Origin of the sequence: Hydrogenophaga intermedia, from assembly GCF_023715105.1 — a bacterium.
GTDB lineage: Bacteria > Pseudomonadota > Gammaproteobacteria > Burkholderiales > Burkholderiaceae_C > Hydrogenophaga > Hydrogenophaga intermedia_A.
In genome coordinates this window covers 21,723-34,041 of record NZ_JAMBNO010000032.1, presented here as the reverse complement: position 1 = coordinate 34,041, position 12,319 = coordinate 21,723, and the positions used below count along the sequence as shown (strand labels likewise).

At 68.0% G+C, this 12,319-nt stretch carries 10 protein-coding genes and 1 riboswitch; of the genes, 7 read left to right on the top strand and 3 right to left on the bottom strand.

Going from position 1 to position 12,319, the window contains the following annotated elements; genetic code table 11:
- Nucleotides 1-124: 124 nt before the first annotated feature.
- The 3 genes from cobA to M3149_RS20730 are packed head-to-tail and all read right to left on the bottom strand — an operon-like array spanning nucleotide 125 to nucleotide 2,627.
- Entirely contained in the window at nucleotides 125-1,594 is a 1,470-nt protein-coding gene (gene cobA, locus M3149_RS20740) for a uroporphyrinogen-III C-methyltransferase (protein WP_251711312.1), read from the bottom strand.
- Between the two features lie 29 nt (nucleotides 1,595-1,623).
- The gene (locus M3149_RS20735; protein ID WP_251711311.1) at nucleotides 1,624-2,430 is read right to left on the bottom strand and encodes a CbtA family protein; all 807 of its coding nucleotides are present in this window, start codon (nucleotides 2,428-2,430) and stop codon (nucleotides 1,624-1,626) included.
- Between the two features lie 8 nt (nucleotides 2,431-2,438).
- Entirely contained in the window at nucleotides 2,439-2,627 is a 189-nt protein-coding gene (locus tag M3149_RS20730; RefSeq protein WP_251711310.1) for a CbtB domain-containing protein, read from the bottom strand.
- Nucleotides 2,628-2,775: 148 nt separating this feature from the next.
- Nucleotides 2,776-3,017, top strand: a riboswitch (cobalamin riboswitch).
- Between the two features lie 148 nt (nucleotides 3,018-3,165).
- On the opposite strand from M3149_RS20730, the gene M3149_RS20725 reads away from it, so the two are divergent.
- The 7 genes from M3149_RS20725 to M3149_RS20695 all read left to right on the top strand — a co-directional run bounded on the left by M3149_RS20725 (nucleotide 3,166) and on the right by M3149_RS20695 (nucleotide 12,303).
- On the top strand, nucleotides 3,166-3,714 hold the full coding sequence (locus tag M3149_RS20725; protein ID WP_251711309.1) for a bifunctional adenosylcobinamide kinase/adenosylcobinamide-phosphate guanylyltransferase: 549 nt from the start codon (nucleotides 3,166-3,168) through the stop codon (nucleotides 3,712-3,714).
- Complete coding sequence (locus M3149_RS20720; protein ID WP_251711308.1) at nucleotides 3,711-5,012, top strand: cobyrinate a,c-diamide synthase; 1,302 nt, start codon at nucleotides 3,711-3,713, stop codon at nucleotides 5,010-5,012. Before M3149_RS20725 ends, M3149_RS20720 begins: the two co-directional genes overlap by 4 nt.
- A 19-nt stretch (nucleotides 5,013-5,031) precedes the next feature.
- Nucleotides 5,032-5,601: a cob(I)yrinic acid a,c-diamide adenosyltransferase gene (gene cobO / locus M3149_RS20715; RefSeq protein WP_251711307.1), complete on the top strand. Its 570-nt coding sequence runs from the start codon at nucleotides 5,032-5,034 to the stop codon at nucleotides 5,599-5,601.
- 39 nt (nucleotides 5,602-5,640) lie between these two features.
- Nucleotides 5,641-6,696: a cobalamin biosynthesis protein CobW gene (gene cobW, locus M3149_RS20710; RefSeq protein WP_251711306.1), complete on the top strand. Its 1,056-nt coding sequence runs from the start codon at nucleotides 5,641-5,643 to the stop codon at nucleotides 6,694-6,696.
- A 17-nt stretch (nucleotides 6,697-6,713) separates the two neighbouring features.
- Entirely contained in the window at nucleotides 6,714-10,562 is a 3,849-nt protein-coding gene (cobN, locus tag M3149_RS20705) for a cobaltochelatase subunit CobN (protein WP_251711305.1), read from the top strand.
- Entirely contained in the window at nucleotides 10,559-11,623 is a 1,065-nt protein-coding gene (locus M3149_RS20700; protein ID WP_251711304.1) for an ATP-binding protein, read from the top strand. Before cobN ends, M3149_RS20700 begins: the two co-directional genes overlap by 4 nt.
- Before the next feature lie 119 nt (nucleotides 11,624-11,742).
- Nucleotides 11,743-12,303 (top strand): VWA domain-containing protein, encoded by a 561-nt coding sequence (locus M3149_RS20695; RefSeq protein WP_251711303.1) that lies wholly within the window; start codon nucleotides 11,743-11,745, stop codon nucleotides 12,301-12,303.
- The last annotated feature ends 16 nt before the right edge of the window (nucleotides 12,304-12,319 follow it).

The following is a 12,319-nucleotide window of genomic DNA, read 5'->3' as shown; positions in this document are numbered from 1 at the left end:
ACCGAGGCATTGGTGATCCTGGGCCGCAAGCTGTTGCGTGTGGCATTCGCGGTCTGGAAAGGCAGCGAGACCTTCGATCCAGCGCGCTTGCTGCCAAAACCGGCTTGACGAAAAACATAGAACCTCATACAGGCAGCGTGGCTCGGCCCCACTTGTCCGTGTAAATCATCCCGCTCAAGGGTTGCCCCTGTCGCCAGTTCTCGGCTTCCAGCATTGGCGTTGGATAGAAGCGGTCCACCGGGCCCATGCACAGAACGCCAAGGGGTACGGCGCCTTCTGGCAACTCCAAAAGCTTGCCCAACGCTGCCGGATCGAACATCGATACCCAACCGAGCCCGAGGTTTTCGGCCCGCGCAGCGAGCCACAGGTTCTCAACGGCACATCCGACGGAACACAATGCCATCTCCTGCGGCATGGTGCGCCGACCGAAGATGGTTGCGTCGTCCGGGGACCGCAAAACGACCAGCAGCTCGGCGCATTCCCGCACGCCCTCGATCTTCAGGCGCATGAATTCCTCTGACCGGTTCCCGAGCGCGGTTGCGGTGGCAATGCGCTCGCTTTCAACCAGTGCGGCGATCTTCTGGCGCAACCCGGGATCAACAACTCGAATGAACCGCCACGGCTGCATCAGGCCCACAGATGGCGCGCGATGCGCTGCCTGCAGAACCCGTTGCAGCACGTGCTCGTCAACCTGCGAACCGCGCGTGAAGTGCCGCATGTCGCGTCTGGCAGCAAGAACGCGGTAGAAGATGTTGCGCTCGGCAGCCGTGAAGAGATTGACGTCTGGGTCGACGTGGCACGGCGGCGAGTGAGTCGCCCGGAAATGGGGGCTGAGAGCGACGGTCTCCCCGACGATGAGGAGCCCCGGTCGAGGACCGTACGCAGGGGCGTGCTCCACGAGGTCAGAAAGACCCATGGCCCACACCTGCTGAGCAGGGCGAGTGCCGTCCTGTACCACGGCGGCCGGCGTATCTGCTGGCAGCCCATGCGAGATGAGCATGCGCGCGATCGAGCCGAGATGCGCCACACCCATATAGAACACCCGCGTCTGGTTCGCACGGGCCAGCGCAGTCCAGTCGAAATGCGGACTGGTCTCGAGATCTCCTGCGGCGAGATGACCCGAGAGAAAAGTGCACGAATGTGCCAAGTCGCGATGCGTGAGCGGAATACCTGCGCTCGCCGCGCAGCCGTTGGACGCACTGATTCCCGGCACGATCTCGAAATTGAGGTTGGCCGCCTGCAGCGCCTGCACCTCTTCACCGCCGCGGCCGAAAATGAACGGATCACCACCCTTGAGCCGCACGACGCGCCGCCCGCGCCGGGCGTGCTCCACGAGCATCTGATGGATGTCCGATTGCTGGACCGAGTGGTCACCTCGCGCCTTGCCGACACAGAACCGCTCGGCCTCGGGTGGCAACAACGCAAGGACATCCGATCCGATCAAGCGATCGTGGATCACCACTTGCGCATGTTGGATGCGATCCAGTGCGCGCAGCGTCAGAAGATCCGCGGGCCCTGGTCCTGCTCCCACGATATGCACCATGCCGGCAGCGCGCGCTTGCCCAGCATCCACCTCCATGCTTCGTTGCAGCATCGGAGGCCCCGCGGTGGAATCCTGCGCCGTCACCTGGCGTGTTGCAGCTGGAGCCGGTCCGCGGCAGGAATCACCGAGCGGATCCAATGGCCGAAGACCCAGCCGCCAACGCATGCAAGCGAAACCCAGAACGACAGAGAAATCCAGTGGGTGCTCCAAATGAACTCGCGCTCGAGGCCCTGAAGCTGCGCGCGCGCCTGTTCACTGAATCCGGCCAGCGGGTCTGTGGCCAGTTGCGGAGCGCCGACGATGAATGGCAACGCCATGAGCAGCACGGCAACAACCCAGCGCCAGCGGCTTGCCATCTGTCTCGTCCCGATGCCCGCCGTCGCAGCGCAAGCCATCGCGGCGCTGACTGCAGCGAGAAGCCACCAAGCCTGACGCGCCTGCAAAGCCGCCGCGTCCATGCCGGGAATTTCGGCCGGCAATCCCAATGAAGGCCACAGGTCCAGGCTCAGGAAACCGGCGCACGCCACCGCCAGCGCAAGTCGCGCGGTAGCGGTGGCGCCCCCGCGCCTCCAGATCCACCAAGCCATGACTGCGAACATCAAGAGGGCCATGCTGAAGCCGTGCAGCACATTGGCGACCCACGTCCAGGCCGCACGGTGCGGCATTTCCTCTTCGGCTGAAGCACCCGATGCGTCGTGCGCATGCGCATGCGCGATCCCGGATGCCTCCCGACTCGGTTTGGAAGATCCTGCCTCCATCTTCTGCGACTCGAATACTTCGGCCGCGCGAATGATGGGAACGGCGCGCCATTGCTCCACGCCGAATTGCACGCTGCCGACGATCAATGCCGTCAGTAGCGCACACCAGACCAGGCGGACGAACAGCATGCAGCCGTTCAGTGGCAGGGCTTGACGGTGATGTGGCGCACGTCGTGCGCAGCGTTGTGCAGCAGCGGACTTTCGGCGAACGCCACTCCGTAGAGCACAACCAGTCCGACGACGGCTGCTGCCGCGAGCTGTCGGGCAACGCCGAAGGATTCGGAGGAGACGTCCTGAAAAACGCGAGTAAGCGGTTGTGAGCTCATGCTGAAACCTTTAATGTTGGGCGATCATTCTCGAGGGCAAGCGCCTCGCGGGCAACAGCCGGGCACGCAGCACCGTCGCCGGCGATGCGCGCAAATTATAGTGCACGCTGCCGGCCGCCCGCTGCAGGTTTGAGGGCGAAGGGGCGCCTGCTATCATGCCGCCGTTGGTGCTCGCAATGGCTTTCAGCCAAAGCAGTTCAACGGGAATCAGGAAGCGACTCGGCGTATGCGCGCCGGTCGCCAACCTGAGCTGCCCCCGCAACGGTAAGCGAACGTGAGCCTCGCGGCTCACATCCTGTGTCTGCACTCCACTGGGTCATCCAGGACCTGGGAAGGAAACATGGGTTGTCTTCGTCAGCCCGGATACCGGCCAACAGGTGGCGTTCGCGAGAGCGAAACGCCTTGAGACGCAGGCCTGCGGGAGGGACGGGCCTGCGGGATTTTTCCGGCGGTCCACGATGCGGCCTGTTTGTTTCGGATCTGTCTGCGCCGACCTCACCAGTCGAGGCGTGCTTGCGTTTGCGCCAGGACGCGTCCGATGCACGAGTTGATCCTCGGCGGACGCAGGAGCGGCAAATCCCGGTGCGCGGAATCGCGTGCGCGGCAGTGGCTGCAAGTCTCGGATCGCCGCGCATTGCTGATCGCCACTGCCTTGCCCGCCGACCAGGAAATGCGCGATCGCATTGCGCGCCACCGGCTCGAGCGCTCCAGGTTGCTGCCGGCGCTGGAAACGCAGGAGGTGCCACGCGAATTGCCCCAAGCCTTGCGCGAGCTGCCCGCACCCGACCGGCTCGTCGTCGTCGACTGCTTGACCCTTTGGTTGACGCAGCAACTGATGCCCCTGCAAGGACCGGGGCTGAGCGATGCAGCCTGGGAGCAGCAGCAGCAGGAGCTCTGTCTCGCCTTGCGCGCCGCTGCGGGACCGGTGGTGCTAGTCTCCAACGAGATCGGCCTGGGCGTTGCGCCTCTCGGACAGGAAGTGCGGCGTTATCTTGACGCGCTAGGGACGCTTCACCAGCGAGTGGCAGCAGCCTGCGAACGCGTCACTCTCATGGTCGCCGGCATGGAGCTGAGGGTCAAGGCATGACGGCGTGCCCTGCATTGCTGGTGACGGCGCCCGCCTCTGGCCAAGGCAAGACCACCGTCACGGCCGCGCTTGCCCATTGGCACCGCAGTCACGGGCGGCGGGTGCGCGTGTTCAAGACCGGCCCCGACTTCCTGGACCCCATGGTGCTGGAGCGCGCGAGCGGCGCGCCGGTGTACCAGCTCGATCTGTGGATGGGCGGCCCCGCACATTGCGCCGAGCTACTGCACCGAGCGGCCCAGGAATGCGACCTCATCCTGGTGGAAGGGGTGATGGGCCTGCACGACGGAGTCTCTTCCAGCGCGGAGCTCGCCATGCATTTTGGCTTGCCCGTGCTTGCGGTGATCGAGGCTCGCGGCATGGCGCAGACCTTCGGCGCGGTCGTCCATGGACTCGCCAGCTACCGACCCGGCCTGACGCTGGCTGGCGCACTGGCCAACGGCGTCGGCAGCCCCGGCCATGCACAGATGCTGCGCGACAGCCTGCCGCCGTCGATTCGCTGGTACGGATCGCTGCCTCGTGATCCCCGCTACGCATTGCCCTCACGCCACCTGGGCCTCGTCCAGGCAGGCGAAATCGACGATCTCGACCAGCGTATCGCTGCGGCGGCCGAGGCACTGGGCGCCCACAGCACGCTCACCCTGCCTGCAGCCGTGCCATTCTGCGGCCCGTCCCAAGCCGGTGCGCCGGCTGCGCAAGCACACGGCTTGCGCGGGGTGACGATTGCGGTCGCCCGTGATGCCGCGTTTTCGTTCCTCTACCGCGCCAACGTGGAGATGCTGCGCGAGCTCGGGGCCGAGCTCAGCTACTTTTCGCCGCTGGCGAACGAGCGTGTGCCGGTCGCGGCCGATGCCCTGTACCTGCCGGGCGGCTACCCCGAGCTGCATGCGGCGGCGTTGGCGGCCAACGGCCGATGGCGCGATTCCGTTCATGCGCACCATGCCTCCGGACGCCCCCTGCTCGCCGAATGCGGAGGCATGCTGGCGCTGATGGAATCGATCACCGATGCCCAGGGGCGCTGCACCCCGATGCTCGGGCTGCTGCCCGGCCGGGCCACGCTGACTGGCCGGCTGGTCAACCTGGGCATGCACAGCGTCGCCCTCCCGGAAGGGGAGGTGCGCGGCCACACCTTCCACCACGCGCGCATCGACACGAACCTGCGGCCCGCGCAGCACACGCAACCGCAAAAGCGCCACAGCGAGCCGGAAAGCGTGTTCCGCGCAGCACGGCTGTTCGCCTCATTCATGCACCTTTATTTCCCGAGCAACCCTGCGGCAATCGCGCAGCTGTTGCGACCCTGAGCTCCCTGAGAGATCTTCCATGGACATCGAGACCCCGCCCCTGCAACGCGATACGCCCAAACCACAAGGCGAGCGGCGCGGCCTGATCATCGTGCACACGGGCAGCGGCAAGGGGAAAAGCACCGCCGCATTCGGCCTGGCGCTGCGCGCTCTCGGGCGGGGCAAGACGGTGAAGATCTACCAGTTCATGAAAGTGCCGACGGCGCGCTTCGGCGAGCACCGCCTGTTCGAGCGCCTGGGTGCCCCCATCGAGGGCCTGGGGGACGGATTCAGCTGGAAGAGCCGCGACCTCGAACATTCGGCCGAGCTGGCCCGGGAAGGCTGGGCGCGCGCCGAGGCGACTGTGCGCGCGGGCGAGCACTTCATGGTGGTGCTCGACGAGATCATGTACCCGCTGCGCTATGGCTGGCTGCAGCTCGAGTCGGTGCTCGCCTGCCTTCGCGCGCGACCGGCGCACGTGAACGTGGTGCTCACCGGCCGCAGCGCACCGGCAGAACTGGTGGCGCTGGCTGACACCGTCACGGAGATGACGCTCGTCAAGCACCACTTCCAGGCCGGCGTCCCGGCGCAGCGCGGCATCGAGGATTGAGGCCGCTTTCCAGTCTTCGAACCCACACCAGGACCGCACATGCAAACGCGAAAGATCCCCGCCACCATCGTCACCGGCTTTCTGGGAAGCGGCAAGACGACCCTGCTGCGGCGGCTGCTGCAGAACGCCCAAGGCCGGCGCATCGCCGTCATCGTCAATGAATTCGGCCAGCTCGGGATCGACGGGGAACTGCTGCGCGGCTGCGGGATCGGCTGTGACGAAAGCGGCGTTCCCAACGGACAGCTGTTCGAGCTGGCCAACGGCTGCCTGTGCTGCACGGTGCAGGAGGAGTTCGCGCCCGTGATGGAACAACTGGCGGCGCGGCGCGACCAGATCGATCATCTGGTGATCGAGACCTCCGGCCTGGCCTTGCCCAAGCCGCTCGTGCAAGCCTTCCAGTGGCCCGCGCTGCGCAATGCGTTCACGGTGGATGCGGTCATCACCGTCGTGGACGCACCGGCCGTTGCGGCCGGCCGTTTCGCCGACGACCCTGCAGCGGTGGATGCGCAACGGCGCGCGGACGACAACCTCGACCACGATTCGCCGCTGGCCGAGCTCTTCGAAGACCAGCTGGCGACGGCGGACCTGGTGGTGGTGCACAAGACCGACGGTGTCGATGCGGCGCAGCTCGCAGCAGTCGAAGAAGCGATCCGCAAGGAGGCCGCCCCGGGCGTCAAGCTGGTGCGGGCGCAGCATGGCCAAGTCGATCTCGCCGTGCTGCTGGGATTGCAGCGGGCCGTCGAGGACGCGATCGATGCCCGCAAGACCCATCACGACGCGGAAGAGGACCACGACCACGATGCCTTCGATTCAGTATCGGTCAGCGTGTGCCCCGAAAGTCGGGAACAGCTGCTCGCCGCGCTGCGCGGACTCGTGGGCCGCCACGAGATCTACCGCGCCAAGGGCTTCGTCGCCTTGCCGGGCGCCGCGATGCGGCTGGTCGTCCAGGGGGTCGGCACGCGCTTCGACAGCTACTTCGATCGTCCCTGGGGCGCTGACGAGCCGCGCGAGTCGCGCCTGGTGCTGATCGGCGCCGGGCTCAAGGCAGCTGCGCTGCAGGCCGAACTGGATGGCGCCGCGACCGCGGCGGCCTGATCGAACGCGAGCTGGCCATGCACCTGCTCTCCGCACGCCCCGGCGGTCATGTCGAAGACGGTGGCCAAGGCGTCGTCCGTGTTGTCCAGACGCCTGGAGACATCGTCGTGCTGAGCGCCGCGGACACGGTCTTGTCGCTGCTGGCCGACGTCGCCGGACAACTCGCGCCCGGCTATCCCACTGTGCGGCTGGCAAACCTGATGTGGCTGCGCCAGCCGGCGTCGGCCGACTTGTATATCGATGACGTGCTGCGTCATGCGCGCGTCGTTGTCATCGACCACCTCGGCAGCCCGAGCGACTGGGCGTATGTCGTGGAACGCGCGACTGTCCTGGCGCGCGAGCGCGGACAGTGGCTGGCGATGTTTTCGGGGGACTTCAGCGAAGACCCGCAACTGCTCATGCGAAGCACCGCAGCGCCCGACGAGTGCCGGCACCTGTGGCGCTGCCTGCGCGAAGGAGGCCGAGACAACGGGCTGCGGTTCTTTTCGCTCATCGGCCATGCGGCCTTCGGTTTGGGCGAGCGGCCTGCGCCGCCTGCGCCGCTGCCGGCTGCCTTGCGTTATCGCCCGCAGGTATTGCCCGGCGAACAGTCATGGCAGGACGACGCGCCAGTGGCCTTGCTGGTGTTCTACCGGGCGCACCTGCAATCCGGCAACACGGCCGTCTTCGACGCCATGCTTGCAGCATTGTCGAAGGCAGGCCTGAACACACTGGCTGTGGCGGTGGACTCACTGAAGAATCCGGCCAGCCAGGACATGATTCGCTCGCTCGCGACGACCCACCAGGTGGACGTGGTCCTCAACGCGACCAACTTTGCCACCGGCGCTGGCCAGGACGATACCGGTGATCACACGCTTCCCGGCGCAGCGGCCGACGGATTGGCCGGCGATGCCCCTGTCCTGCAGCTCATCACCGCAGGCTGCTCCTACGAGCAGTGGCAAGGCGATCCGCATGGCCTGGCGCCCCGGGACCTGGCCATGCAGGTAGTCCTGCCGGAAGTGGACGGGCGCATCGGCACCCGCGCAGTCAGCTTCAAGGGCCTGGCTTGGCGCTGCGAGCGCACCGAGCTGGACGTTGCGCGCTACCAGCCGCAGCCCGAGCGGATCGCGTTCGTCGCGGAACTCGCGCGGCGCTGGTGCGCGCTGCGCCACACACCGGCCAGCGACAAGCGAGTGGCGCTGATCCTCGCGAACTATCCCAACGACGACGCGCGGCTGGCGAACGGCGTTGGCCTGGACACGCCTGCTTCCACCGTCGCGATCCTGCAGGCGCTGCGTGCATCCGGCTTCGCGACGGGGGACCTTCCGGAGAACGGCGACGCGCTTATCGCGGCGCTCACGGGCGCTGTCACCAATGACCTCGGCGCCAACGACGCGCGACCGGCGCAGCAGAGCCTGGCGCTGGCCGATTACCAGGAGGAATTCGGGCGGCTGCCGCCCGAAAGCCGAGCGGCGGTCAACACCATGTGGGGGCCACCGGAACACGATCCCATGCTGCGCAGCAGCCGCTTCATGATCGCCGGCCTTCGCTTCGCGCATGTGTTCGTCGGCATCCAGCCGGCACGCGCACGCGATCTCGATCTGCTGGCCACCTACCACGATGCGGACCTGGTGCCGCCGCACGGCTACCTGGCGTTCTATTTCTGGTTGCGACGCAACTTCAAGGTCGATGCGGTCGTGCACGTCGGCAAGCACGGCAATCTCGAATGGCTGCCGGGCAAGAGCGTGGCGCTCGGCGCCGCCTGCTGGCCCGACGCCATCCTCGGGCCGCTGCCCCATCTCTACCCGTTCATCGTCAACGATCCGGGCGAAGGCAGCCAGGCGAAGCGGCGCACGCAGGCCGTCATCATCGACCACCTGATGCCGGCGGCGACCCGCGCCGAAACCTACGGGCCGCTGCAAAAGCTGGAGCGGCAGATGGACGAGTACTACGAGGCGCTGTCGCTCGATCCCCGGCGCGCCCGCCGCCTGCGCGAGGAGATCCTCGAACGCGTCCTGCACGAGAAACTCAACGAGGAGCTGGGCTTCGAGCGTCCCGTCGACGACGCGTCGCGCCAGGCGCTGCTGACGCGCCTGGACGCCTATCTGTGCGAGATCAAGGAGTCGCAGATCCGGGATGGACTCCACACGTTCGGAAGCTCGCCGCAAGGCCGCCAACGCATCGACACCCTGGTGGCGCTTGCGCGATTCGACGGCGGCACCGCGCCGGGCCAGCGCAGCCTGCTGGCGGCGCTGGCGCAGGACCTGCAGCTCGACGGAGTCGACGGTTTCAACGTCCTCGATGCGGACTGGGCCCAGCCGTGGCGCGGTCCGCGGCCGGCCGTTCTCGAGCAGCTGGCGTCGTCGGCCTGGCGGCATGCCGGTCACACGCGCGAACGGCTTGAGTTGCTGGCCGCGCAGCTCGTGGCCCAGACGGTCGGCACCGCGCATGACGGTCAGGAACTGACGGTTGCCGACGAGCGTGCCTGGCCCCGAACCGCGCCCGTGCTGCAGCGGCTGCGCGACGTGCTGGCCCCGCGCCTGGACGCGTGCGGGCCGCAGGAAATCGCGCAGTTGCTGCGCGGTTTGGCCGGCCGCTTCGTGCCACCGGGCCCGAGCGGCGCGCCCTCACGCGGCCGCCCCGACGTGCTGCCGACGGGCCGCAATTTCTATTCGGTGGACACGCGCTGCGTGCCCACGCCGACAGCCTACGCCATGGGCGCGGCCGCCGCCGAGCGCCTGATCGAGCGCCACCTGCAGGACCACGGCGAGATGTTGCGCGAAACAGGCCTGTCGATCTGGGGCACCAGCACCATGCGAACAGGGGGCGAAGACCTCGCCCAGGCGTTCGCGCTGCTCGGGGTACGGCCCAAGTGGGCCGAAGGCAGCGGCCGGGTCGTGGATATCGAGGTGCTGCCCATGAGCATCCGCAACCGGCCGCGGGTGGACGTGACCCTGCGCGTTTCGGGCTTCCTGCGCGACGCGTTCCCGAACGTCATCGATCTGTTCGACACCGCAGTCCGGGCGGTCGCGGCGATCAGCGAAGACGATGAACCCGATGCTGTCAACCCGGTACGCGCCCGTGTGCAGCGCGAAGCAGCCGCTGCCCAGGCTGCGGGCGCTACCACGGAGGAGGCGCTGCGGCAGGCGACCTGGCGCGTGTTCGGGCCGCGCCCGGGAGGCTACGGCAGCGGCCTGCAGCCGTCGCTGACCAGTGGGCGCTGGCAGGGCAGAGGAGATCTCGCCGAAGCGTACCTGCGCGCCGGTGCCTTTGCCTACGGGCAAGGCAGTCACGGAGTGCCCGCACGCGCCTCCTTTGAACAGCGCCTGACGCAGCTCGACGCGGTGGTGCACAACCAGGACAACCGGGAGCACGACATCCTCGACTCCGCCGATTACGCGCAGTTCCAGGGCGGCATGGCTGCGGCGGTGGAGCACCTGGCCGGCGCGCCGGCGGCGCTTTACCACGGCGACTTCAGCGTGCCCGGCTCCCCGCGCATCCGGACCTTGCGCGAAGAAGTGGCACGCGTGGTGCGATCGCGCGCCGTGAACCCCAAATGGCTCGAGGGCGTGCGGCGCCACGGCTACAAGGGCGCGGTGGAAATCGCAGCCACCGTCGACAACCTCTTCGCCTTCGGTGCCACGGCCGACGTGGTCGGCGAACGGCAGTACGCACTGATCGCCGACGCCTACCTGCATGACGATGCCACGCGGGAGTTCCTGGAACGGCACAACCCGCTGGCGCTGCGCGGGCTTGGCGAACGCCTGCTGGAGGCGATCCGGCGCGGGCTGTGGCAGGAAAGCGGCGAGCACCGCGAACGCATCGAACACCGCCTGCTGGCGCTGGAGCGCCGGCTCGAAGAACAGGGCGAGGGGCCCCTGCCATGACGAGCGCATCCACACTGACCCTCGAGACGGCCGGACGCCCGGTGCTTCCTTTCGCCGCACTGATCGGACAGCCCCAGCTGCGCCAGGCGCTGCTTCTGGCGGCCATCGATCCCGGCATCGGCGGCGTGCTGATCAGCGGGCCACGCGGCACGGCGAAATCGACTGCGGCGCGCGCGCTGGCAGCCTTGCTGCCGGGCGTGCCATTCGTCACCCTGCCTCTGGCGGCTAGCCTCGAGCAGGTGGTCGGCACTCTGGATGTGGAAGGCGTGCTGCAGGACGGCCAGCTGCGGCTGTCCCCGGGATTGGTCGCGAAGGCCCATGGGGGCGTGCTCTACGTCGACGAGGTCAACCTGCTGCCGGATTTCCTGGTGGACGCCCTGCTGGATGTCGCCGCGAGCGGGATCAACACGGTGGAGCGAGACGGTGTATCGCACCAGCATGCCGCCCGGTTCGTGCTGGTGGGCACCATGAATCCGGAGGAAGGCGAACTGCGTCCCCAGTTGCTCGATCGTTTCGGACTCTCCGTGCACCTGGAAAACCCCGCCGAGACCGAAACGCGCGTCGCGATCATGCGCGCGCGCCTGTGTTTCGACGAGAACCCGCTGGAGCTGGCGCAGGCCCACGCGGAGGAACAACGCGCCTTGGCGGCCGCGCTTGCCAGCGCCCGGACCCTGCTGCGTGAGATCGCGTGGCCGGATGAGGTGCTGCACCATGCCGCCGCCTGCGCGCTGGCGGCAGGCGTGGATGGCTTGCGCGCCGATCTGGTCATGCTGCGCACTGCGCGTGCGCTGGCCGCACTGCAAGGGCGCGCGACGGTGACGGTCGCAGACGTCGACGAGGTCGCGGAATTCGCTCTCGCGCACCGGCGCAAGCCGGGCTGCGGCAAGGGACAGCGCGAGGGGGCATCGCAGGGGGTGCCTCGCGCCGAGGACCGGGAACGTCCCACGCACAGCCGGAACGAAGCCGCGGCGGCTGAAGGAGATTGGGGCGCCCTGCCACCCCAACCCGAAGGCAGCACCCGGCCGCAACCTACCGGGGGCTGGTTCCCAAAAAAAGCGTGAGCCACCGCAGCCCGAACCCCAAGACAAGAGCGGGTGGCTGGCGGTGGCGCAAACAGTTTCGCGCGCCCGGCGACGCCTGCGCACCGGCCGCGGATCCGCACCCGGCCGGAGCGGGCCCGATGGCCTGGCTTCCGACACTGCGCGCGAAGGGTGCAGGACCGCTGCAGCGGCAGCACCTGCGGCGCCTGCCAGTAGCACACCGCCCCGCACGCCTGCACCTCATCCTGCTCGACGTCTCCGGCTCCATGCGCCGCGGCGGACGGCTGGCGCTCGCCAAAGGACATGCCATGCTGTTGATTGACGAAGCGGTGCGCGCAGGCGATGACGTGGGCGTGCTGTCACTTGGCGGCCACGGCGTCGATGTGCTGGTGCCGCCACGGCGTGCAGGCCGGGCCGCCTCGGCTCGCCTGGCTGCACTCGGCGGCGGCGGTGGCACCCCGCTGGCCGCGGCGCTGGCGCAGGCTGAACACCTGCTGCGGCGCGCGTCGAGCGGCAACGTCGAGGTCGAATGCTGGCTGTGGCTGCTCACCGACGGACGATCGCTGGAACAGCCGCAGGCACCGGCGGCGGCGAGTCGCATCGTCATCGTGGATTTCGACGAGCCGGCGCGTGCAATCGGGCGCTGCGCGTCCTGGGCCGCGCGCTGGGGCGCCGAACACCGCTTGGCGCTGCAGCCCTGAGGCGAGCCACCCACAC

Excerpts from the sequence above, each read along its gene's own strand:
- cobA (WP_251711312.1), bottom strand. The coding sequence starts at position 1,594 with ATGCTGCAACGAAGCATGGAGGTGGATGCTGGGCAAGCGCGCGCTGCC.
- M3149_RS20735 (WP_251711311.1), bottom strand. The coding sequence starts at position 2,430 with ATGCTGTTCGTCCGCCTGGTCTGGTGTGCGCTACTGACGGCATTGATC.
- M3149_RS20730 (WP_251711310.1), bottom strand. The coding sequence starts at position 2,627 with ATGAGCTCACAACCGCTTACTCGCGTTTTTCAGGACGTCTCCTCCGAA.
- M3149_RS20725 (WP_251711309.1), top strand. The coding sequence starts at position 3,166 with ATGCACGAGTTGATCCTCGGCGGACGCAGGAGCGGCAAATCCCGGTGC.
- M3149_RS20720 (WP_251711308.1), top strand. The coding sequence starts at position 3,711 with ATGACGGCGTGCCCTGCATTGCTGGTGACGGCGCCCGCCTCTGGCCAA.
- cobO (WP_251711307.1), top strand. The coding sequence starts at position 5,032 with ATGGACATCGAGACCCCGCCCCTGCAACGCGATACGCCCAAACCACAA.
- cobW (WP_251711306.1), top strand. The coding sequence starts at position 5,641 with ATGCAAACGCGAAAGATCCCCGCCACCATCGTCACCGGCTTTCTGGGA.
- cobN (WP_251711305.1), top strand. The coding sequence starts at position 6,714 with ATGCACCTGCTCTCCGCACGCCCCGGCGGTCATGTCGAAGACGGTGGC.
- M3149_RS20700 (WP_251711304.1), top strand. The coding sequence starts at position 10,559 with ATGACGAGCGCATCCACACTGACCCTCGAGACGGCCGGACGCCCGGTG.
- M3149_RS20695 (WP_251711303.1), top strand. The coding sequence starts at position 11,743 with ATGGCCTGGCTTCCGACACTGCGCGCGAAGGGTGCAGGACCGCTGCAG.